At 61.5% G+C, this 18,857-nt stretch carries 26 protein-coding genes; 13 read left to right on the forward strand and 13 right to left on the reverse strand.

From position 1 onward, the window contains the following. Window positions 1–68: 68 nt before the first annotated feature. Both thiC and VNX23_RS27135 read left to right on the forward strand, forming a co-directional pair. A complete protein-coding gene (gene thiC, locus VNX23_RS27130) occupies window positions 69–1,967 on the forward strand; it encodes a phosphomethylpyrimidine synthase ThiC (RefSeq protein WP_325634646.1) in 1,899 nt (632 codons plus the stop codon). Window positions 1,968–2,359: 392 nt separating this feature from the next. Beyond that, window positions 2,360–3,052 carry a glutathione S-transferase C-terminal domain-containing protein gene (locus VNX23_RS27135; protein ID WP_325634647.1) on the forward strand — a complete coding sequence of 231 codons (693 nt, stop codon included), beginning with the start codon at window positions 2,360–2,362 and terminating at the stop codon, window positions 3,050–3,052. 436 nt (window positions 3,053–3,488) lie between these two features. Here the strand turns inward: VNX23_RS27135 and VNX23_RS27140 are convergent, their stop codons facing one another. Continuing rightward, window positions 3,489–3,941, reverse strand: a complete 453-nt coding sequence (locus VNX23_RS27140) for a hypothetical protein (RefSeq protein ID WP_325634648.1) — start codon at window positions 3,939–3,941, stop codon at window positions 3,489–3,491. A gap of 369 nt (window positions 3,942–4,310) precedes the next feature. Between VNX23_RS27140 and VNX23_RS27145 the strand changes: the two genes are divergently transcribed. Further along, window positions 4,311–4,700 (forward strand): RidA family protein, encoded by a 390-nt coding sequence (locus VNX23_RS27145; protein ID WP_325634649.1) that lies wholly within the window; start codon window positions 4,311–4,313, stop codon window positions 4,698–4,700. Between the two features lie 187 nt (window positions 4,701–4,887). Here the strand turns inward: VNX23_RS27145 and VNX23_RS27150 are convergent, their stop codons facing one another. After that, window positions 4,888–5,331 (reverse strand): hypothetical protein, encoded by a 444-nt coding sequence (locus VNX23_RS27150; RefSeq protein WP_325634650.1) that lies wholly within the window; start codon window positions 5,329–5,331, stop codon window positions 4,888–4,890. A 175-nt stretch (window positions 5,332–5,506) separates the two neighbouring features. On the opposite strand from VNX23_RS27150, the gene VNX23_RS27155 reads away from it, so the two are divergent. After that, window positions 5,507–5,758: a hypothetical protein gene (locus VNX23_RS27155; protein ID WP_325634651.1), complete on the forward strand. Its 252-nt coding sequence runs from the start codon at window positions 5,507–5,509 to the stop codon at window positions 5,756–5,758. Window positions 5,759–6,072: 314 nt separating this feature from the next. On the opposite strand, the gene VNX23_RS27160 is transcribed toward VNX23_RS27155, so the two are convergent. Then, window positions 6,073–6,324: a DnaJ domain-containing protein gene (locus VNX23_RS27160; RefSeq protein ID WP_325634652.1), complete on the reverse strand. Its 252-nt coding sequence runs from the start codon at window positions 6,322–6,324 to the stop codon at window positions 6,073–6,075. Beyond that, entirely contained in the window at window positions 6,321–6,566 is a 246-nt protein-coding gene (locus tag VNX23_RS27165) for a hypothetical protein (protein ID WP_325634653.1), read from the reverse strand. The genes VNX23_RS27160 and VNX23_RS27165 overlap by 4 nt, the downstream gene beginning before the upstream one ends. Window positions 6,567–6,708: 142 nt before the next feature. Here VNX23_RS27165 and VNX23_RS27170 point away from each other — a divergent pair, with 142 nt between their 5' ends. After that, window positions 6,709–7,476, forward strand: a complete 768-nt coding sequence (locus tag VNX23_RS27170; RefSeq protein ID WP_325634654.1) for an SDR family NAD(P)-dependent oxidoreductase — start codon at window positions 6,709–6,711, stop codon at window positions 7,474–7,476. 129 nt (window positions 7,477–7,605) lie between these two features. On the opposite strand, the gene VNX23_RS27175 is transcribed toward VNX23_RS27170, so the two are convergent. Continuing rightward, entirely contained in the window at window positions 7,606–8,004 is a 399-nt protein-coding gene (locus VNX23_RS27175) for a nuclear transport factor 2 family protein (protein ID WP_325634655.1), read from the reverse strand. 510 nt (window positions 8,005–8,514) lie between these two features. Here VNX23_RS27175 and VNX23_RS27180 point away from each other — a divergent pair. After that, a complete protein-coding gene (locus tag VNX23_RS27180) occupies window positions 8,515–8,868 on the forward strand; it encodes a collagen-like protein (RefSeq protein ID WP_325634656.1) in 354 nt (117 codons plus the stop codon). Between the two features lie 165 nt (window positions 8,869–9,033). Here VNX23_RS27180 and VNX23_RS27185 read toward each other — a convergent pair whose 3' ends face one another. Then, window positions 9,034–9,306 carry a DUF2277 domain-containing protein gene (locus VNX23_RS27185; protein WP_325634657.1) on the reverse strand — a complete coding sequence of 91 codons (273 nt, stop codon included), beginning with the start codon at window positions 9,304–9,306 and terminating at the stop codon, window positions 9,034–9,036. A 181-nt stretch (window positions 9,307–9,487) separates the two neighbouring features. Here VNX23_RS27185 and VNX23_RS27190 point away from each other — a divergent pair, with 181 nt between their 5' ends. Further along, entirely contained in the window at window positions 9,488–9,733 is a 246-nt protein-coding gene (locus VNX23_RS27190; RefSeq protein WP_325634658.1) for a DUF2188 domain-containing protein, read from the forward strand. Window positions 9,734–9,876: 143 nt separating this feature from the next. Further along, a complete protein-coding gene (locus tag VNX23_RS27195; protein WP_325634659.1) occupies window positions 9,877–10,938 on the forward strand; it encodes an alpha/beta fold hydrolase in 1,062 nt (353 codons plus the stop codon). Between the two features lie 7 nt (window positions 10,939–10,945). On the opposite strand, the gene VNX23_RS27200 is transcribed toward VNX23_RS27195, so the two are convergent. Further along, window positions 10,946–11,590: a hypothetical protein gene (locus tag VNX23_RS27200; RefSeq protein WP_325634660.1), complete on the reverse strand. Its 645-nt coding sequence runs from the start codon at window positions 11,588–11,590 to the stop codon at window positions 10,946–10,948. A 191-nt stretch (window positions 11,591–11,781) separates the two neighbouring features. Here VNX23_RS27200 and VNX23_RS27205 point away from each other — a divergent pair, with 191 nt between their 5' ends. Continuing rightward, complete coding sequence (locus tag VNX23_RS27205) at window positions 11,782–12,387, forward strand: MSMEG_1061 family FMN-dependent PPOX-type flavoprotein (protein WP_325634661.1); 606 nt, start codon at window positions 11,782–11,784, stop codon at window positions 12,385–12,387. A 169-nt stretch (window positions 12,388–12,556) separates the two neighbouring features. On the opposite strand, the gene bfr is transcribed toward VNX23_RS27205, so the two are convergent. The 3 genes from bfr to VNX23_RS27220 all read right to left on the reverse strand — a co-directional run bounded on the left by bfr (window position 12,557) and on the right by VNX23_RS27220 (window position 13,872). Next, entirely contained in the window at window positions 12,557–13,042 is a 486-nt protein-coding gene (gene bfr, locus VNX23_RS27210; protein WP_325634662.1) for a bacterioferritin, read from the reverse strand. A 75-nt stretch (window positions 13,043–13,117) separates the two neighbouring features. Beyond that, window positions 13,118–13,402, reverse strand: a complete 285-nt coding sequence (locus VNX23_RS27215; RefSeq protein ID WP_325634670.1) for a (2Fe-2S)-binding protein — start codon at window positions 13,400–13,402, stop codon at window positions 13,118–13,120. A 191-nt stretch (window positions 13,403–13,593) separates the two neighbouring features. Beyond that, complete coding sequence (locus VNX23_RS27220; protein WP_325634663.1) at window positions 13,594–13,872, reverse strand: hypothetical protein; 279 nt, start codon at window positions 13,870–13,872, stop codon at window positions 13,594–13,596. A 179-nt stretch (window positions 13,873–14,051) separates the two neighbouring features. Between VNX23_RS27220 and VNX23_RS27225 the strand changes: the two genes are divergently transcribed. After that, window positions 14,052–14,342, forward strand: a complete 291-nt coding sequence (locus VNX23_RS27225) for a hypothetical protein (protein ID WP_325634664.1) — start codon at window positions 14,052–14,054, stop codon at window positions 14,340–14,342. Window positions 14,343–14,525: 183 nt separating this feature from the next. On the opposite strand, the gene VNX23_RS27230 is transcribed toward VNX23_RS27225, so the two are convergent. Further along, on the reverse strand, window positions 14,526–14,954 hold the full coding sequence (locus tag VNX23_RS27230) for a chorismate mutase (RefSeq protein ID WP_325634665.1): 429 nt from the start codon (window positions 14,952–14,954) through the stop codon (window positions 14,526–14,528). A gap of 291 nt (window positions 14,955–15,245) precedes the next feature. Between VNX23_RS27230 and htpX the strand changes: the two genes are divergently transcribed. Next, window positions 15,246–16,184 carry a zinc metalloprotease HtpX gene (gene htpX / locus VNX23_RS27235; RefSeq protein WP_325634666.1) on the forward strand — a complete coding sequence of 313 codons (939 nt, stop codon included), beginning with the start codon at window positions 15,246–15,248 and terminating at the stop codon, window positions 16,182–16,184. 23 nt (window positions 16,185–16,207) lie between these two features. Here htpX and VNX23_RS27240 read toward each other — a convergent pair whose 3' ends face one another. Beyond that, window positions 16,208–17,440 (reverse strand): lytic murein transglycosylase, encoded by a 1,233-nt coding sequence (locus VNX23_RS27240; RefSeq protein WP_325634671.1) that lies wholly within the window; start codon window positions 17,438–17,440, stop codon window positions 16,208–16,210. Window positions 17,441–17,481: 41 nt separating this feature from the next. Here VNX23_RS27240 and VNX23_RS27245 point away from each other — a divergent pair, with 41 nt between their 5' ends. Together VNX23_RS27245 and brnA are read left to right on the forward strand one after the other, a co-directional pair. Further along, complete coding sequence (locus VNX23_RS27245) at window positions 17,482–17,769, forward strand: BrnT family toxin (RefSeq protein WP_325634667.1); 288 nt, start codon at window positions 17,482–17,484, stop codon at window positions 17,767–17,769. Continuing rightward, a complete protein-coding gene (gene brnA / locus VNX23_RS27250) occupies window positions 17,756–18,013 on the forward strand; it encodes a type II toxin-antitoxin system BrnA family antitoxin (protein WP_325634668.1) in 258 nt (85 codons plus the stop codon). The genes VNX23_RS27245 and brnA overlap by 14 nt, the downstream gene beginning before the upstream one ends. Before the next feature lie 75 nt (window positions 18,014–18,088). Here brnA and VNX23_RS27255 read toward each other — a convergent pair. Then, on the reverse strand, window positions 18,089–18,857 hold a 769-nt coding region (locus VNX23_RS27255), incomplete at its 5' end, for an ATP-binding cassette domain-containing protein (protein ID WP_325634669.1).

The raw sequence follows: 18,857 nt of genomic DNA on the forward strand, positions 1-18,857 counted from the left end.
GCACAATCCCGATCGCGCCGCTATCGGCTCGTCCGGAACGGCACCAAAGTTATGAACAGGAGGACCGCATGAACATCCGCTCCAACCCTCACACGACCACACCAGCCGTGACCACGGGCCCCCTGCCCTCGTCGCGCAAGATTTTCGTGAGCGCAGACGAGGCGAGCGATGTGCGCGTGCCCTTGCGCGAGATCATCCTCTCCGAAGGCGCCGGCGAGCCGAACCTGCCGGTGTACGACACTTCCGGCCCCTATACCGATCCTGATGTCGTGATCGACGTCAACGCCGGCCTGCCGCGCAACCGCATCGCCTGGGTGAAAGAGCGCGGCGGCGTCGAGGAATATGAGGGGCGCGCGGTCAGGCCGATCGACAACGGCAACGTCTCCGCCGACAAGGCCGCGAAAGCCTTCACCGCGCATCACAAGCCGCTGCGCGGCATCGACGGCCACATGATCACCCAGCTCGAATTCGCCCGCGCCGGCATCATCACCAGGGAAATGATCTATGTCGCGGCGCGCGAGAATCTGGGCCGCAAGCTTAAGCTCGAACGCGCCGAAGCAGCGCTCGCCGACGGCGAAAGCTTTGGCGCGGCAATCCCGCCCTTCATCACGCCGGAGTTCGTGCGCAGCGAGATCGCGCGGGGACGGGCCATCATTCCCTCCAACATCAACCATGGCGAACTCGAGCCGATGATCATCGGCCGCAATTTCCTGACCAAGATCAACGCCAATATCGGCAACTCGGCCGTGACCTCGTCGGTCGAGGAAGAAGTCGACAAGATGGTGTGGGCGATCCGGTGGGGCGCCGATACCGTGATGGACCTCTCGACCGGGCGCAACATCCACACCACGCGCGAATGGATCTTGCGCAATTCGCCGGTTCCGATCGGCACGGTGCCGATTTATCAGGCGCTGGAGAAGGTCGACGGCGATCCGGTCAAGCTCGACTGGGAAGTCTACAAGGACACGCTGATCGAACAATGCGAACAGGGCGTCGATTACTTCACCATCCACGCCGGCGTGCGCCTGCCCTACATTCACCTCACCGCCAATCGCGTCACCGGCATCGTCTCGCGCGGCGGCTCGATCATGGCAAAGTGGTGTCTGGCGCATCACAAGGAAAGCTTCCTCTACACCCACTTCGACCAGATTTGCGATTTGATGCGTAAGTACGACGTTTCATTTTCATTGGGCGACGGCTTGCGGCCGGGCTCGATTGCGGATGCCAATGATCGCGCGCAGTTCGCCGAACTCGAGACGCTCGGTGAACTAACGAAGATCGCCTGGGACAAGGGCTGCCAGGTGATGATCGAGGGCCCCGGCCACATCCCGATGCACAAGATCAAGATCAACATGGACAAGCAGCTGCAGGAATGCGGCGAGGCGCCGTTCTACACGCTCGGACCCCTGACGACCGACATCGCGCCGGGCTACGACCACATCACCTCCGGCATTGGCGCTGCGATGATAGGCTGGTTCGGCTGCGCGATGCTTTGTTACGTGACGCCGAAGGAGCACCTGGGCCTGCCCGATCGCAACGACGTCAAGACCGGCGTCATCACCTACAAGATCGCAGCCCACGCCGCCGATCTCGCCAAGGGGCATCCGGCGGCGCAACTGCGCGATGATGCGCTGTCACGCGCGCGCTTCGACTTCCGCTGGATGGACCAGTTCAACCTCTCGCTCGATCCGGACACCGCGCGCCTGTTCCACGACGAGACGCTGCCGAAGGAAGCGCACAAGGTGGCGCATTTCTGCTCGATGTGCGGCCCAAAATTCTGCTCGATGAAGATCACGCAGGACGTGCGCGACTACGCCGCGACGTTGAACGATCCCTCCGCGGTCGGCATGTCGATGAGTGGCACGATCGAAGACGGCATGGCGCAGATGAGCAAGAAATTCCGCGAGATGGGCAGCAACGTCTATCTCGACGCCGACAAGGTGAAGGAGAGTAACAGGGTGTTGTGAGGAACTGATTCCTCCCCCGCGCAGCGCGAGCGAAGCCCGCTCTCGAGGTCGACCCCGCTTGGCGAGGTCGGGGGTGGGGCAAGTCTTGCGTGGTTCATCACTCGTGACGCATCGCGCGACCCGTTGACGATGCTCCTCAGCTCGTAGGGTGGGTTAGCGCAGCGTAACCCACCACTTGCATCCGTAAGTTCTTCCGCGGCCGTAGTGCGCGGCAGGAGCGCGAGAAAAGAGCCCCCCACCCTGGCCTCGGCTTCGCCTCGGCCTTCCCTCCCCACCGCTTCGCGGGGGAGGGATCGACGGAGCCAAAAGCAGCGCCGGGATTGCTTTGCTTGTCCGCCCGACACTTGCCGAGTACGCTGGGATTGCTCGGTCCAACCGCAACGGACGCGCAGATGCTCACGCTGTACTCCTATCCCGCGCTGTTTGGCGTCGCCGACAACAACGGCTACGGGTTGAAGGTGTTTGCGTTCCTGCGCCTGGCGGGCGTGCCGTTCCGGCATGAGCATATTTTCGACGCTTCGAAGGCGCCGCGCGGCCAGCTTCCCTATATCGTCGACGGCAACGACACAGTCGGCGACAGCGAGACCATTCTCGGCTTTGTCACCCAAAAATACCGGCTGACGATCGACGCCGGCTTAAGCCCGGCGCAGCGAACCACAAACCTCCTGATCACGCGCATGCTCGACGACCTCTATTGGGTGATGTCGTATTCGCGCTGGAAGGACGAGCGCTTCTGGCCGGCGTTCCGCGCCGCGCTGTTGCGCGAACATCCGAACCTGACTGAAGAGGGCCTCGCCAAGGCGCAGGCTTTCAATCACCAGCGTTACTACTACCAGGGCATCGGCCGCTTCGATGGAGATGCCGCCATGGCGCGCGGCGTTGCCGATCTCGGGACGCTTGCCGCCCTGATCCCGCAGCACGGCTATCTGCATGGCGACAAACCAACCAGCATCGATGCCGGCATCTACGGGTTCATCGCCAACATCTATTTCTACGACATCGATACGCCGCTGAAACAATTCGTCGCCGCACAGGAAAATATCGTCCGGCACTGTCGCGCCATTCATGAAGCGGTGAGCTTGTAGCCCGTAGGATGGGTTGAGCCCTGCGAAACCCATCGCCCAGATCATGATGCGATTAAGTGGAATCGCATCATGATCTCATCTCCTTGTTTGAGCATGATCTTTTCGGAAAACCTGTTTCCACTTTTCCGGATCATGCTCTATCGCAATTGTCGCGATGCGTTTCGCTCCCGCCATCGCTTGTCGAGCTTCGGCGGACGAAGTCGCTCAACCCATCCTACGAGGCTGATGCCCACCGACACCAAAGCGCGATCCGCTCTCTCGGCAGACCCGGATCACCTCTCCCGCTTGCGGGGAGGTCGCCGCACTCGCAGAGCGCGGCGGGTGGGGGCTTCACTCTGCGATGGGCGGATTTCCAAACGAACGCCCCCTCCCCAACCTCGAGAGCGAGCTTTGCTCGCCTCGGACCCCCGCAAGCGGGAGAGGGAGCGCACCGCCGCTATCTCAACGTAATCGCCAATCCGCTCAGATCGGCGTTCGCCAGCAAGCCGACCTCGGTGCCGGAGAGTTCGAGCACCGCACCCTTCTGGTTGGTGAGCACGATGGCGCGCGCGCCGCCGCCCACCGCAAGCCCCGCGCCCGCCGCGGCATAGACGCCGGCGACATCAGATGGCCGGATGATGTTGTGGACGCGGCCGCGCAGCACGGTCTTCGATCCGCCGAACACCAGGCCATAGTCCAGCCCGCCGGCCGAGAGCGGATAAGCCTGGCCGCGGAAGGTGAGCGTGCCGCCGCCGCCGGAGCCGCCGATGATCCATCCGGCCTTCCAGATCGTGAGCGTCACATAACCATCGTCGGCATGGGCCGGCGAAAGCCCGGCGCCGGCAAAGACGGCACTGACCAGCATGACGCCGGCGACGAGCGCGCGGCGAAGGGCGGAAGACAGCTTCATGGCGTAACCTCTTGGCAGGATTTTTGCGGGATTGGTGGGGCGAATACTCTCGGACACGCTTCGAATCACGAACAACAGTCTAGCAAGCCGGCTTGGGATTCGTCATGGCTGGGTTCGGCCCACTGGTTTGCTGTCGTCGGCGAGCCAATCCAGATCTCATTGACGGTCATTCCGGGGCGCGCATCAGCGCGAACCCGGAATCTCGAGATTCCGGGTCTGGTCCTTCGGACCATCCCGGAATGACGAAGTCTGGATTGCTTCGCTTGCGCTCGCAATGACGAGGGAGGCGGTGAGTTCACGCGCATGCCCCCTTATTTCGCGCGCGGCAGCGGATTAAACTACTCGTGCAGGCAAACTCATGGGTGAATCATGACCGCCATCAAGCATTTTCCACCGCCCGCCGGCATCAAGGCGCCGCCGCTGTCCTTTGCCACGCGCACCGGCGATCTGATCTTCATGTCAGGCATTCCCGGCTTCGACGAGCACGGCAGCCTGCCGGAGAGTTTTGAGGCGCAGTTTTCCTGCGTCGTGAAGAACATCAATCGCGTGCTGGAGGAGGCCGGCGCCTCGACGCGCGATCTCGTCAAGCTCAACGTGCTGTTGACGCGCGCTTCCGACGTCGCGGCGATGAACGCGCTCTACGCTGGCGCATTCGGGCCCCCTCCCTATCCGGCGCGCACCACCTGCGTCGTCCATGCGCTGCCCGATCCGAAAATGCTGATCGAGATCGAGGGCGTCGCGTCGGTTGGTTCGCGGTAGCTGTCGTTGCGGGCTCGCTGCTTCGCCCGCGCTACATCGTCATGGCCGGGCTTGACCCGGCCATCCACGTCTTTGCCTCTGCAAAAGAGAAAGCAAGACGTAGATCACCGGGACGAGCCCGGTGATGACAGTTTCGGCTGGGAAGCTGGATTGCTTCGCTGGCGCTCGCAATCACGGCACAGCCGCCTCACTCCTTCTCCTCGGCCTTCAGCCTTTCGAGCTCGGCCTTCACGAGCGTATGAAACGCCACCTTGTCGAGCACGCCGGACTTGCGGAAAGGCGCCTTGGCGAGCGCATTGATGACGGCGTCATGGATCTCGAAGCCGCCGTTTTTGGTGTAGGCAACCATGCCCCATTTGGCGAGCTTCTTGTCGCCGATCACCTCGGCAAATCGCTGGAGCCGAAGGCTTAAGGATTGAAATTCCTTCGCATCGGGAAATTCCTTTTTCACGGCGAGAATTCCGCGAATGCCGGCCGCTTCCTCCGCCGCTTCCTTTTGCCCTTGCGAAGAAGATTCGCCGGCGGCGTGCGGAGATTTTTGTGCCGCGACCGCCGCCTGGTAGACGCCCAACGCGCGGTGAAACCGCTCGGGATCGATCGGCGCTATTTTCTCGGTCGCTTTCGCAGTCATCTTTCGCCTCCGAACCATTTCCTCCGCCCTATGCGCCAAGAGGAGCGAGTTTGCAACCTCTGCATTGAACTCAAAAGCGGCTGAGCTACACTTGGTTTCGGCCGGGGAATCCCGGCGCCGATCTTTGCAAGCGACCTTGCGGAGGGGGCCTTTACATCAGGGAGAAATCAGAACCATGCGACTTTCAGTTCTTTGCGCCGCGGCCGGCATCGCCGTCACCGCCCTTGCCGCCACAAGCCCGGCCGAAGCCGCTTTCAATGTGATCCGCTGGGACAACACCGGCTGGTGCCAGGTCTGGGGCCAGAGCAATCCGCCGACGCCGTGGCCATCGAAATATGTCGCGCTAAACAAGAAGCCTATCGCCAGCTTCGCCCAAGCGCTGGCCGAAAAGGACGCCCTGGTGAAAAAAGGCGCCTGCAGGTTCTAGTACGTGATGAGGTCAGGTTCGACTGGTTGCCGCAAAGGAGGTGTGCTCCCTCTCCCACCCAACTCGGGTTTACCGAGTTGGGCATCATCAACTGTCGAGGTCGGATAAATCCGACTTATGGGAGAGGGTCGGGGTGAGGGGGACGGTCGCTTGGTAAGAGGCATGACCCCTCACCCGATTTGCACTGGACGATGCGGAGCCTGTCATCTGGCGCGCGTTCGCGCGACCCGTTCGCATCGCCAGGAGCAAATCGACCTCTCCCCAGCGGGGAGAGGTGAACCGCATCAGTCTCAGCGTAGGCTCGCGTGGCGAAATCAGTTTCGCGGTCCCGTTCGCCGCTCTTTCATCAGCGCATCGCGCGCGGCGGACAATTCAAGAAATGCCTTCACATTGCCGCCGGCGTCCGGGTGCGCTTGCTTGGCGAGACGCTTGTAGGCCGTCTGAATTTCGGTTTCGGAAAGACGGCGGTCGAGCGGCAATCCCAACAGCTGCCGGCAGCACTCCTCCGCCGTCGGCAGCTTCAGCGCGACCTGGCGCCTGCCGAATTTCGGGGTCGCGAGCGTCAAAAGGACGTCGCGAAGGATGGCAAGGCGGCGGCGTGCAGCATCGCGGGTAGATGGTCGGCGGCGTCTGCGTGAGCCGCGGCGCGCAGGATCGGCAACGCCTGCGAAGCCGCCTGCCGAAGCAGTTCTTCCTCGGCTGCGGCTGCGATATGCATCGCAATCCGCACGGCTTCGCCATAGTCGGGCGTGTGCGCCGACCAGACATGTTCAATTTCGGTTTTCCATTCCGCGGGCTGCTTTTCCATGACACAGCACCATGGGTGCGCGAATTCGGAATCGGACCAGCACAATGATGTACGCGAAAGGTAAAGCTTTTCGTTTTTGTCCAGGCCGTTTTCAACTAACCTGTATCGAAAGCCTTAACCAAGAACGGGAGGGAAAGCCGCCATGAAGCTGCTCGAAAATCACATCGCCGTCGTCACGGGTGCAGCTTCCGGAATCGGGCGCGCGATCGCGGCCGGTTATGCGCGCGAGGGCGCGCAGGTGGCGCTGCTCGACATCGACGCCCGGGCGGCGGAAGCGGCCGCTCAGGAGATTCGCGAGGCGGGCGGGCTCGCCGAGAGCTTCCACCTTGACGTCAGGCGGCGCGAGGATTGCGTTGCGGTCGCCAGACGCGTCGCCGAGCAGGTCGGGCGCGTCTCGATCCTGGTCAACAATGCCGGCATAAACCGCCGCAACGCGTTCGCTGGCGATGGCGCGGCCGTGATCAAGGACTGGGAAGACATCATCGCGATCAACCTCGACGGCGTCTTCAACGTCACGCATGCGTTCCTCGAGCCGTTACGCGCCAGCCAGGGGCGCATCGTCAACATCGCCTCGATCCAGTCTTTCGTTCATGTGCGCACGCCGAACTCGCCGGCCTACACCACCTCGAAGCACGGCGTGCTCGGCTTCACCCGGGCGCTTGCGGCCGAGCTCGGAAAGTACGGCGTCCGCGTCAATGCGATCGGCCCCGGCCTGATCGAAACGCCGCTGAACGCGCAGGCGCGCGCCAACAATCCGGATCTCGTCAGGATTTTCATGGATCACACGCCGCTCGGGCGCCCCGGCAAGCCGGAGGACATCGTGGGTCCTGCGATTTTCCTTGCGTCCGATCTGTCATCCTATGTGACGGGATCGATCGTGATGGCGGACGGCGGCTACCGGGCGATCTGAGAGGGGCGTCTCGTCCAACGCAATTGCGATCCTTCGCGATAGAAGCGAAGTGCGTTTGCGCGGAGATCATGCGCAGATGCGATGCGTCAGCCTTGCTCGCATGCCATAATCTCCGCGCGGTCTCCGCGATCACGACATTGCCAGAACATCCGCGGTAGTATCGGTGTATTCCTGGAAAAGCACGACCTTTCCCTGTTTGTATTTGAACACGTGGGCCCATTCGCTCTTTACCGTCTTGCCGGTCTTCTTTGCCCGTCCGGTCGCCGTGCCCAGGGCCACAACAGTGTCTCCCTGCTCGATCATTTCATGCGGACCAAATTCGCTGTACTCGAGGTTCTGCGCGACCTGCGCAAAAAAATTTGAAATTTCCTGTTTACCCCGGAAGGTTCCAGCCCAGAGCAGCTTGTCCTTGGGACCGGGAATTACCCAGGTGCAATTGTCATCGATCAAGTCCTTCAGGAGACCCGGAATGTCACCTCGCTGGAAGGACTCATAACCTTTCTTCGTCGCTTCGATATTGGATGCCATCGCCATACTCCTCTGGGCTTTGATTGCGATCTCAATCGTCCCCGTATTTTGATGACACGACGCGCTTGCCCGGCGATTGATGTTGATCAAATCCGCCCGCAATTGCTGCGCTTGCGAATCCTCTGCTAGTGTCCCGGTTCCAACGTTCGTATGGCTTTGCCGCACGAGACTGATCGGGACGTCAAATCCGCCACACCAGTGTCCCGGTTCCGACGTTCGCATGACTTTGCCGCACGCACTTTTGCGAACATCGGAACCAGAGGGACACTGGCAACTCTATGATTTCTAGTGTGGCTTTGGATTGACGTTCCCATAATGCACTCGCGGCGAGACTGATAGGAACGTCAAATCCGCCACACCAGGCTTTTGCTATCGAAGGGTCGGGGAACGCGCCAATTGGCCAGGAACGCAGTCAATCGAATGGGACGATCGGGGCCACAGGGCCCCCGCAGACGTCCGGGACCCCAGGGACATCCCGGAAGACCCGGGCGCGAAGGCCCGCGCGGCAAGATGGGTCCGCAGGGAAAACCGGGACCGCAGGGCAAGCGCGGCGAAGCGGGGCCGCGCGGCGAGCCCGGTCCGGCCGGACAACTGCCTTCGATCGAACAGTTCATCCCCTGGCTGCATTCGTTGTTCGAGGCGTTTGAAGACTACCGGCGCCAACGGCAATATAACGATCACGAGACCGTCGAACGCGAGGCTAGCACGCAAGCCGCGCTCATCGAGCACGACTTCGGCGACATGTTCGTTGACGAAGAACTGGAAGATGAAGAGCGCCACAAAAAGAAGAAGAAAAAGAAGGACAAGAAGAAAAGAAAGAAGAAATGGAAGGAAGGCCACAGGCTCGCAGAAAATGAAGAGTAGGCCTGCGGGCGCGCGTGAGGGTGGAGACCAGCCCTCGTTGCCGGTGCAGCGCCAAACGGCTCTTGAGGAGCAGCGTTTCAGTTCGTCATGGCCGGGCTCAGCCGTTCGAAGAGCGGCGTCGCTTTTGCTGGCCTGTGCCCGGTCGTCCAATCGACCCGGTCTGGCTCATGCCCGTCCAAACCTCAGCCTCGAGCGCTCCCGCGCTTTCCCGGCCTCGATCTCGCGGTCGCGTGCCGGCGCATGGGTATTCAGCGAGGTCAACAGCCGCCGCGCCGCGGCGCCCACCTCCTCGACCGCGCGGTCGAAGGCTTCGGCGTTGGCCTGAGACGGCTTGTTGAAGCCGGACAGCTTTCGCACGAATTGCAGCGCGGAAGCGGAAATTTCCTGATCCGTCGCCGGCGGCTCGAAATTGAATAGCGTCTTGATGTTTCGGCACATTTCTTTCTCCCTGGCGTATGGCAACGCCTCCGAAAAGCCTTGCCCTCGATGAACCAAAATCCTTTTTCGCAGACCATTTTGTCATAGAATAAGCAACCCGTTCACCCCCCAAGGCGCGTTGACTTCGGGTCAAAAGGTCCTCGCGCTTCGGCTAATCGCGGCAACGAGAGCGAGTTTTTCGATGAGCCACGTCACCTACAAGATCGTCGAACATGACGGCGGCTGGGCCTATACGGTCAACGGCGTGTTCTCGGAAAGCTATCCAACACACGCCATGGCACTGGCCGCCGCCAAGCGCGCCGCCACCGAACAGCGCGTGCCCGGGCGCACCGAGGCCATCATGTACGAGACCGCCGACGGCGTGTGGCACACCGAAACCGCCTCGGGCAGCGATCGTCCCGAGACCGAGGTCGAGGACGCGCCTTGAGCGCGATAAACTTAAACCGACACTCGCGAATCCTTACCGGGAAATTGGCCTTGACCGCCCTCGCCGGTCGTCGGCGCAGCGTGATCATCTGGCACACAAGCGGTCGTGCAACCACGGCCGCGCCTTCAGGGGGAAAACGCACCATGAAACGTTCGCGCGCGGCGCTGTCGGTTGTTTTCGCAATCATCCCTTTTGCCGCGCTCGGCGCCGACTATCCGCTACCCAAGCAGGGTGACTTCATCGCCAAGGACTTCAAATTCCACACCGGCGAGGTGATGGCAGAGGTCAAGCTTCACTACACGACCGTCGGCGAGCCCACAGGCCAGGCTGTGCTGGTGCTGCACGGGACCGGCGGCTCGGCCGCGAGCATGCTGACGCCTTCCTTTGCGGGTCAATTGTTCGGCGCCGGGGAGCCGCTCGACGCCTCGAAATATTACATCATCATCCCTGACGCGCTCGGCCACGGCAAATCGTCAAAGCCGTCGGACGGATTAAAGACGGCGTTTCCGAAATACAATTACGACGACATGGTCGATGCGCAATATCGCCTCGTCAGGGAAGGCCTCGGCATCAAGCATTTGCGGCTCGTGATCGGCAATTCGATGGGCGGCATGCAGAGCTGGATCTGGGCCGGAAAATATCCCGATCTGATGGATGCGGTGGTGCCGATGGCCTCCCAGCCGACGGCGATGTCGGCGCGCAACTGGATGCTGCGGCGGATGATGATCGAGACCATCCGCAATGACCCGGATTACAACAACGGCAACTACACCGCCCAGCCAAGGATGATGAAATACGCACTTGCGGCTTACGGATTTGCGTCCTCCGGCGGCACGCTGGCCTATCAAAACGAGGCGGCGACGGCCGAGAAGGCGGACAAAATGGTCGAGGAGCGGCTGGCATCGCCAATTGCGACCGACACCAACGACTTCATCTATCAATGGCAGTCTTCGCACGACTATGATGCATCCAAAGCGCTCGAGCGAATCGAGGCCTCTCTCCTGGCGATCAATTCCGCCGATGACGAACGCAACCCGCCGGAAACCGGCGTCACGCAAGCCGCGATGAAGCGCGTCAAGAACGGCCGGCTCTATCTCATCCCTGCGAGCACCGAGACGCGCGGTCACGGCACGACCGGCAACGCTTCGTTCTACAGGCAGGAGCTGCAGCAATTGCTGCAGAGCGCGCCGCAACGGACGATGTGATGCGGCGCTACCGCATCGCGCCCACCCTGGCGTCCAGCGCCTTAAGATCCTGCTGCGCTTTCTCCGCGGCAGATTGCGCCTTGGCCGCTGATTGTTGAACCGATGTGATCGTCTCCGCCGTCGACTGATGATCGAGCTTGGCTGCGTCTTGGGCGGCTTTCTGGGCCGCCGCTGCCGCACTCGCTGCGGAAGCGCGGGCGTTCTCGATAGCACGATCAACGGCGGCCGGATCCTGCGCGAGCGGCGGCGCGACCACGCGCGGCAGCGGTGCCGTCGCCGCTCGAAGCACATCGGAAAAGAATTGCGCCACCACGATCCTGCCATCGTCGGGTGTTGGGCCGGCGGCATGAGCGCTCGACACGAGGTCAAACGAATACATGCTGACGCGAGCCGCCGGTGGTTGGCCTGGCGGCGGCTTCGGCGGTTGTGCATTCACATAGGTTGAAATTAGCGCGGGAGCGGCAATCCCGAGTTGCACGAGCTTGACCGGCTGAACTTCATCGGAATTGAGCGCAGCAACAATACCTCCGATCGCAAACAGGACGATATATCGGATCGCGGCCCCGACGTAGGTACCAACGGACAGCAGGTCGGGATGATCGATCAGGGGGCCGAGGTCGACGGCCAGCAAGGTCACAAGCAGCGGAAGCATCGCACCTCCGCCGCCGATCCAAAAACGGGTCGAGGAGGTCATATAAAAGCTCCGAAAGTAGCTGAATATTTTCAATGCTACCACAAGTTGCCAGCGCTCGACAACGACGGATCGACGGTCAGGCCCTGATTGCAATCTTTTTCGCAACGGCCGGCGCGTGTTATTCTTCGAACTTCCACGGGAGACAAAACTTGGCAGACCTTTCCGAAGGCGACCTCAAAAAGATCTATCCGAAACCAACGCCGCGCGTGATCGCCAAGGCGCGTCCGGAGATCGATCGACACGCCAGAAAATTCATCGAGATGTCGCCGTTCTGCGTGCTTGCAACCTCGGGCACGGACGGCAGCGTCGATGCCTCGCCGCGCGGCGGCAATCCCGGCTTTGTCCGTGTCACCGGCCCCAACGAGCTTCTGATGCCGGATCGCGCCGGCAATAACCGCATCGACAGCTTCAAGAACATCGTCGAGGGCTCGGGCCTCTTGCAGCTGATCTTCTTCGTTCCCGGAATCGACGAAACCCTAAGGGTCGGCGGCAAGGGCAGGCTCTCGGCCGAGCCGGAATTACTCGCGGCCACGGAAGAATTCGGCAAGTTGCCGCGCGCGGTGCTGCGCATCGAGGTGAAGGAAACCTATTTCCATTGCGGCAAGGCCTTGATGCGCTCGCGCCTGTGGTCGAAAGAGACGCAGGTTCAGCGCGCCGCCTTTCCCTCGATCAGCGAGGTGATCCACGACCAGACCAGGCTCGGCGAAGCCGAATCGCAGGCCGAGGTCGAGGCGCGCTACAAGACGCAGTTGTGATGTGATCTTCCCGATGGGATCACCCTCCCCTGAAGGGGGAGGGTCGGCTCACATTGAGCAACGCGAAATGTGAGACGGGGTGGGGTGCGCGTAAAACAAGCTTTCACCCCACCCCGCCGCTCATTGCATTCGCGACGACCCTCCCCCTCCAGGGGAGGGTAACGGCTACCTACTCCCCGCTCTGCAGCCCGCCGACATGCTTCTGGGTGTAGAGCTCAAGCCCGATTCTTCCGATCAGATCGAGCTGGGTTTCAAGGAAGTCGATGTGATGCTCCTCGTCCTTCATCAGGCTTTCGAACAGATCGCGCGAGACGTAATCCTTGACGCTGTGGCAGTAGGTCGCCGCCTCCTGATAGAGCGTTCGGGCACTGATTTCGGTCGCGAGGTCACACTCGATGATTTCCTTGACGTTCTGGCCGATGCGCAGGGGATCGAGCACCTGCATGTTGGGAAAACCGTCGAGGAAAATGATGCGATCGGTAAGGCGATCGGCATGCTCCATCTCCTCGATGGATTCCTTGCGCCAGGTCTTGCCCATCTCCAGCAGGCCCCAATTGTTCAGGAGCCGATAATGCAGCCAGTACTGGTTGATGGCGGTGAGCTCGTGGCGCAAAGCCTTGTTCAGATATTCGATGACCTTTGTATCGCCTTGCATGGCTCGTTCTCTCCGCCGCGGCCACGCGAGAATACCCACGGGCCCATGATAAGCTAGCCCGTGAAGGCTATCAGATCACGCCTCTATGGGAAGCGGTTCGGCAGCCTCGTCGGCGAAAACGTCGTCCAGGGTTTCGTATTCTCCCGCCTGGCTGTGCGGGCAACCAGGGCCGCAGGCCCTCGCGCAGGCGCCCAGCGCATCGTTGATAATGGTCTTGATGGTGCGCGCGCAGCGGCCGCATTCGGCGCTGCAGCCGAGGCAGCCGTAGATCTGCTTGGCACTGCGGGGAAGATCTTGCGCTGACTCGACGGCACTGCGGACATCGCGGTCGCTAAGCACGTTACAGGAACAGACAATCATTAAATCGGCAGGCCCATCGGGTGATGCTTTTGAAGCGGGACCACTTCGATATTGAAGTGTTCCGCAGGTTGCAAAAGGAAAAACGGCGTTTTGAAGCGATTCCAAACTGAGTTCGGGTTTCATGCCGGAATGAATCTTAAGGAATTTTCGGATTTGGCAGATCAAGGCGCTGATTTCTGCGGCCGGAAACGTCAACTGCCGCCGCCGCCACCGCAGTCGCCGGCGCTACCGCTCTCACCGCCGCCCCCGCCATCGCTTCCGGGGGAACATGCCGAGTGGTCGCCCGTGGAATGGTTGCCGGCCCAACTCCAGAAATAGCTGCCACCATCGCTGGTGGCGAAACTGCCGCCATCCGGCCTGCCGGGGGAGAGCTTCCGCCGGCGCTGGATGCGCTCGGCGCGAACCATCAGCGCAAGGCAAATCAGAGAGCTCACGCCAACCGCAATGATGACGCCGGTCCACGCGCTCACGGTCCTCTCCTGTTGATGGTTGGCTTAATTCTTTGTTGCACTGCAATAACGCACTTAAATCCGCCACCATTGGTGAGAGAATACGCCGCCCTCGTTCATTGATCGTTCAAGTGAACTGTGGAATTTGGGCCCTGAAAGGCTGCACTTGTGCAGTCTGATTCGATCAGAAAGGTAATGCCATGAGGAAGACATTGGTGGCGCTGGCCGCCGTCACCACCCTGGCCATTTCGGCCGCTCAGCCTGCCCACGCCCAACGCGCGCTCGGAGCTGCGGTCGCTGGCGGAATCATCGGCGGCGCAATCGTCGGTGGTGCGATCGCCGCCACCTCGCCCTACCCGTATGGATACGGCCCCGGCTATTACGGGCCCGGCTACGGTCCGGCCTATGTCGCTGCCCCCGGCTGTTGGCAGGGCCAACGCTTCTGGGATGGCTATGCCTGGCGGGTTCGCCGCGTCTGGGTTTGTCAGTAATCCCCGCTCATCTTCGTTGAGACAGGGCGGTTTTCTCCAAAGCGTCCGGCTCGCAAAACCTGTTGAGACATTGGCCTGAAAATCGCTTTTCAGGCCAATGTCGTCTATCGCGCGTAACCGTGGAAACCCGGCCGATACTGCGGCCGGTTTTTTTGTTTTTCACGTTGGCTCGCCTTGGCCGGTTCACTTGCTCCAGGGGGCTTTTCCGGCCGCGGCTGCTGCCGAAAAGACCTCCTGTTCGTAGGCGATGAACGCGCCAATCATGGCGCGATACGTCGCCTCTGCGATCTTTGGCGAAAGTCCCTCCTGCTCCGCGGTGGCCATGGCCCTGCGTACGACCGCTTCGGCGCGCTGGGGCGCCTCGACCTGGGCGGGGTTGGCCTTGAAGCGGGCCGCCTCATGAACATAGTGACTTCGTTCGGCCATGAGGCGAATGATCTGTCGATCGATCCGATCAATGTTGCTGCGCACTTCGCCCAGCGTCTTGCAGCATGCGCCATGGTCGATGGTGGGGCTTCCCCACAACGCCGGGCGGTCGGTGGCTGGCTCTTCGGCATAGGCCGAACCGGCGAGCAAACAGCCCACAAGGGCAGCCATTATCTTGACCCGCATTGTCGTCTCCTCGTTGGTGGCAAGCCCGCCATCGGCGGGGGCGCGCCGCTTTGGGTGGCCGAATAATTGGCCCACGGCTCTCGATTGGCAAGGTGACGGCGAAAGCACCGAGTAGCCTTGCTGATTGACAATAAGCTACGCAAAAAAACGCGAACTTCGGCCGGCCCAGCGGAGCCGCATGGCATTGTGGTCGCGGCGCGAGAATTTGCGGCTACCTTGATCTGGCGCAAGGCCTGCAGCCTGCGGCCAAACTTAATTCTGCCAGCGATCCCCCGGACGAGGGAGGCAGCAATGAATTACCTGCGGACGGCAATCCTGCTGGCAGGCCTCACCGCCCTGTTCATGGGCGTCGGCTATCTGCTCGGCGGCCGCAACGGCGCGATGATCGCATTCCTGGCCGCCGCCGCGACCAATTTCTTCGCGTATTGGAACTCGGATCGCATGGTGCTGAGAACATACGGCGCCCACGAGGTCGATCGAAACTCCGCGCCCGAACTCGTCGAACTTGTGGCCGCACTCGCAGGTCGCGCCGGCCTGCCGATGCCGCGCGTGTTCGTGATGGACAACCCGCAGCCGAACGCGTTCGCAACTGGCCGTAATCCCCAAAACGCGGCGGTGGCGGTGACCATTGGACTCATGCAATCGCTGAGCCGCGAAGAACTCGCCGGCGTGATCGCGCACGAGCTCGCGCACATCAAGCATCGCGACACCTTGCTGATGACGATGACCGCGACGATTGCCGGCGCGATCTCGATGCTGGCGCAGTTCGGCATGTTTTTCGGAAGGCACCGCGACAATAGCGGGCCAGGCGCGATCGCAACGATCGTGTTGATGATCGTGGCGCCGCTCGCCGCCATGCTGGTTCAGATGGCGATCAGCCGAACGCGCGAATACGCCGCCGACAATCTCGGCGGGCGTATCGCCGGACAGCCGATGTGGCTAGCTGGCGCCTTGCACAAGATCGAAGATGCCGCTCATCAGATCCCGAACATGGAAGCCGAGCACAATCCGGCGAGCGCGCACCTGTTCATCATCAATCCGTTGTCAGGCCACGGCGTTGACAGCCTTTTCGCGACCCACCCGTCGACCCAAAACCGCATCGCGGCGCTGCAGCGGCTCGCGGCCGAACTCGGAACGAGCGGCGCACGGTCTTGGGTTGATGCGGAGCCTCATGATTCCGCGGGCGGTCCCTGGAATCGCTCGCGCTCCTCCCGGGGGCCGTGGGGATAGGGTAGCGGCTTTTTCCGGATGCTTCAGCGCGCGGCCGCGATCGAACGCAGCACCGCTTCGCTCGGCCAGCAATCCACTTTCAGCCCCGCTGCCTTCTGATACGCGCCGAGCGCCGCGCGCGTCTTCATCCCCGCCTTGCCGTCGATCTTGTCGGCATAGAGGCCGATGCGCGTGAGGTGGCGCTGCATCGCCTCGACGTCGGCGGTGCGCAACTGGGTCGATGCCGACCACGGCGTGGCGAAGGGTTGCGGGCTAACCATGCGGTCGGCGAGGTGGCCGACGAACAGCACATAGAGATCCGAAAAATTATATTCCTTTATCACGAAGTAATTCTTCGTGGTCAGGAACGCCGGGCCGTAGATGCCCTCCGGCTGCAACAGCGAGGCCGGCTCGGCCTGCTCGGCTGCGCTCAATTGTTGTCCGCGCACGGGCACAAAGCCTTCGCGCAGCCATTGGCCAAGCGGCTTCGTCACTTCCGGCACGCCGATCGCGCAATCGACATTGGCGGGCGCGCGCACCTCGTAAGCCCAGCGCAGGTCGCGTTGCCATCCCTTGTCGACGAGTTGACGCGCGGCGGACGCGAGCGCATCGGGCACCGAGTGCCAGATGTCCTTGCGGCCGTCGCCATCGAAATCGACCGCGTGCTTGTAGAACTCCGACGGCAGGAACTGGGTCAGGCCGGTCGCTCCCGCCCATGAGGCGCGCATGTCCTTGCGCGTCACCTCGCCGTCATTGATCAGCTTCAGCGCCAGGATGAATTCGGTGCGATAGGTATCCTTGCGACGGCCGACATAGGCCTGCGTCGCCAGCACCCGAAGCCCGTCGTAAGGCAGCGTATAACGCCCGAAATCGGTCTCGCGACCCCAGATCGCAAGCACGATCGGGCCGGGCACGCCGAAGCGCTCTTCGATTCTGCTGAGCGCATCGCGATATTTCGCCATCAACCGCTGCCCTTCCTCGGCCAGCCGCGCGATGCTCGCTTCCTTCAAATAATCGGCCGGCACCTGGACGAACTCCGCCTGCGCCGGCGCACCGGTGGCGGGCCGCCCCGGCAGGATCAGGTCGGGCAATTTGTAATCGGGCTCGAGCGTGCGCGTCTCGGCGTCAAATGTCGCCCGCGAGACGCCCTGCGCCTGGGCTTCCGGCCAGAGCGAGGCGATGAATGCCGTAAAGCCAGCATCAGGGGTGGCGGCTGCCGGCGATGCCGCAATGCTCAACAGGCCCAACAGGCCAGGGACGAGCCACCACAGGCTCATCTTGAAACGACGGTTATTTCTGTATATATTGGTCATATACAATGATCGACCTTGAACGGATTGTCGGCTTCGACTGGGACCGCAAGAGCGCGGATAAACATGACGTTAGTCAGGCAGAGGCAGAAAGTATTTTCTTCAATGACCCCCTGATCGTTGTCGAGGATTCAACGCATAGCAAGGCAGAGCAGCGCTTCCAAGCCTTGGGAAAGACCGGCCAAGGTCGTGCGCTCAACGTCACCTTCATGTTGAGGCGGAATGGAACGCTGATCCGCGTGATTTCGGCTCGGGATATGAATCGAAAGGAAAGACAGCGCTATGAGCAAGCTTAAAACGCCCCCTCAATTCAAAACCGAAACCGAGGAGCGGAAATTTTGGGAAACCCATGATTCCACCGACTATGTCGATTGGAGCAAGGCTGAGCGTGCGCGCTTTCCCAACCTCAAGCCCTCCACAACGGCTATTTCCATTCGACTGCCCGTAGGCCTGCTCGAGCAAATCAAGATTGCCGCCAACAAGCGTGATGTGCCGTATCAATCGCTGATCAAGATGTGGCTTGCTGAGAAGGTGGGATAAAGAGCCCGCACTTCCTGCCCGCGAATAGAGACGATGGCATCACCAATGTTCGACGAAAAGTCGAACGCTTAAGCCTCACCGCGTCAGCTTCTTGTATTTCACCCGGTGCGGGATGATGGAATCCTGCCCGAGTCTTCGCATCTTGTCCTTTTCATAGTCCTGGAAATTGCCTTCGAACCATTCGACATGGCTGTCGCCCTCGAAGGCCAGCATGTGGGTGGCGATGCGATCGAGGAACCAGCGGTCGTGGCTGATGATGACGGCGCAGCCGGCGAAATCCTCCAGCGCCTCCTCGAGTGCGCGCAAGGTGTCGACGTCGAGATCGTTGGTCGGCTCGTCGAGCAATAGCACGTTGGCGCCGGACTTGAGCATCTTGGCCAGATGCACGCGGTTGCGCTCGCCGCCCGACAGCGCGCCTACCTTCTTCTGCTGATCGGCGCCCTTGAAATTGAACGACGAGCAATAGCCGCGCGAATTGACTTCCTTCCTGCCGAGCAGGATCAACTCGTTGCCGCCGGAGATCTCCTCCCACACCGTCTTCTTGCCGTCGAGCGCGTCGCGCGACTGGTCGACATAGCCGAGATGCACGCTCTCGCCGACGGTGATGTCACCCTTGTCCGGGGTTTCCTGCTTGGTGATCATCCGGAACAGCGTGGTCTTGCCGGCGCCGTTGGGACCGATCACGCCGACGATGCCGCCCGGCGGCAGCTTGAAGGTGAGCTCGTCGATCAGCACGTTGTCGCCGAAACCCTTGCTCAGCCCTTCGAAGTCGACGACGTTCTGGCCGAGCCGCTCGGCGACCGGAATCGTGATCTGCGCGGTCTGGGCCTGCTTTTCGCTGGCC

This window comes from Bradyrhizobium sp. (genome assembly GCF_035570375.1).
Lineage (GTDB): Bacteria > Pseudomonadota > Alphaproteobacteria > Rhizobiales > Xanthobacteraceae > Bradyrhizobium.

What these genes read in the sequence shown, in the direction of transcription:
- VNX23_RS27135 (WP_325634647.1), top strand. Translation starts at nt 2,360, where the DNA reads ATGCTCACGCTGTACTCCTATCCCGCGCTGTTTGGCGTCGCCGACAAC.
- VNX23_RS27175 (WP_325634655.1), bottom strand. Translation starts at nt 8,004, where the DNA reads ATGGCATCCAATATCGAAGCGACGAAGAAAGGTTATGAGTCCTTCCAG.
- VNX23_RS27185 (WP_325634657.1), bottom strand. Translation starts at nt 9,306, where the DNA reads ATGTGCCGAAACATCAAGACGCTATTCAATTTCGAGCCGCCGGCGACG.
- VNX23_RS27155 (WP_325634651.1), top strand. Translation starts at nt 5,507, where the DNA reads ATGCGACTTTCAGTTCTTTGCGCCGCGGCCGGCATCGCCGTCACCGCC.
- VNX23_RS27225 (WP_325634664.1), top strand. Translation starts at nt 14,052, where the DNA reads ATGAGGAAGACATTGGTGGCGCTGGCCGCCGTCACCACCCTGGCCATT.
- VNX23_RS27200 (WP_325634660.1), bottom strand. Translation starts at nt 11,590, where the DNA reads ATGCTTCCGCTGCTTGTGACCTTGCTGGCCGTCGACCTCGGCCCCCTG.
- VNX23_RS27195 (WP_325634659.1), top strand. Translation starts at nt 9,877, where the DNA reads ATGAAACGTTCGCGCGCGGCGCTGTCGGTTGTTTTCGCAATCATCCCT.
- VNX23_RS27180 (WP_325634656.1), top strand. Translation starts at nt 8,515, where the DNA reads ATGGGTCCGCAGGGAAAACCGGGACCGCAGGGCAAGCGCGGCGAAGCG.
- bfr (WP_325634662.1), bottom strand. Translation starts at nt 13,042, where the DNA reads ATGCAAGGCGATACAAAGGTCATCGAATATCTGAACAAGGCTTTGCGC.
- VNX23_RS27165 (WP_325634653.1), bottom strand. Translation starts at nt 6,566, where the DNA reads ATGGAAAAGCAGCCCGCGGAATGGAAAACCGAAATTGAACATGTCTGG.
- VNX23_RS27215 (WP_325634670.1), bottom strand. Translation starts at nt 13,402, where the DNA reads ATGATTGTCTGTTCCTGTAACGTGCTTAGCGACCGCGATGTCCGCAGT.
- VNX23_RS27170 (WP_325634654.1), top strand. Translation starts at nt 6,709, where the DNA reads ATGAAGCTGCTCGAAAATCACATCGCCGTCGTCACGGGTGCAGCTTCC.
- VNX23_RS27140 (WP_325634648.1), bottom strand. Translation starts at nt 3,941, where the DNA reads ATGAAGCTGTCTTCCGCCCTTCGCCGCGCGCTCGTCGCCGGCGTCATG.
- brnA (WP_325634668.1), top strand. Translation starts at nt 17,756, where the DNA reads ATGAGCAAGCTTAAAACGCCCCCTCAATTCAAAACCGAAACCGAGGAG.
- htpX (WP_325634666.1), top strand. Translation starts at nt 15,246, where the DNA reads ATGAATTACCTGCGGACGGCAATCCTGCTGGCAGGCCTCACCGCCCTG.
- thiC (WP_325634646.1), top strand. Translation starts at nt 69, where the DNA reads ATGAACATCCGCTCCAACCCTCACACGACCACACCAGCCGTGACCACG.
- VNX23_RS27245 (WP_325634667.1), top strand. Translation starts at nt 17,482, where the DNA reads ATGATCGACCTTGAACGGATTGTCGGCTTCGACTGGGACCGCAAGAGC.
- VNX23_RS27190 (WP_325634658.1), top strand. Translation starts at nt 9,488, where the DNA reads ATGAGCCACGTCACCTACAAGATCGTCGAACATGACGGCGGCTGGGCC.
- VNX23_RS27240 (WP_325634671.1), bottom strand. Translation starts at nt 17,440, where the DNA reads ATGAGCCTGTGGTGGCTCGTCCCTGGCCTGTTGGGCCTGTTGAGCATT.
- VNX23_RS27150 (WP_325634650.1), bottom strand. Translation starts at nt 5,331, where the DNA reads ATGACTGCGAAAGCGACCGAGAAAATAGCGCCGATCGATCCCGAGCGG.
- VNX23_RS27145 (WP_325634649.1), top strand. Translation starts at nt 4,311, where the DNA reads ATGACCGCCATCAAGCATTTTCCACCGCCCGCCGGCATCAAGGCGCCG.
- VNX23_RS27230 (WP_325634665.1), bottom strand. Translation starts at nt 14,954, where the DNA reads ATGCGGGTCAAGATAATGGCTGCCCTTGTGGGCTGTTTGCTCGCCGGT.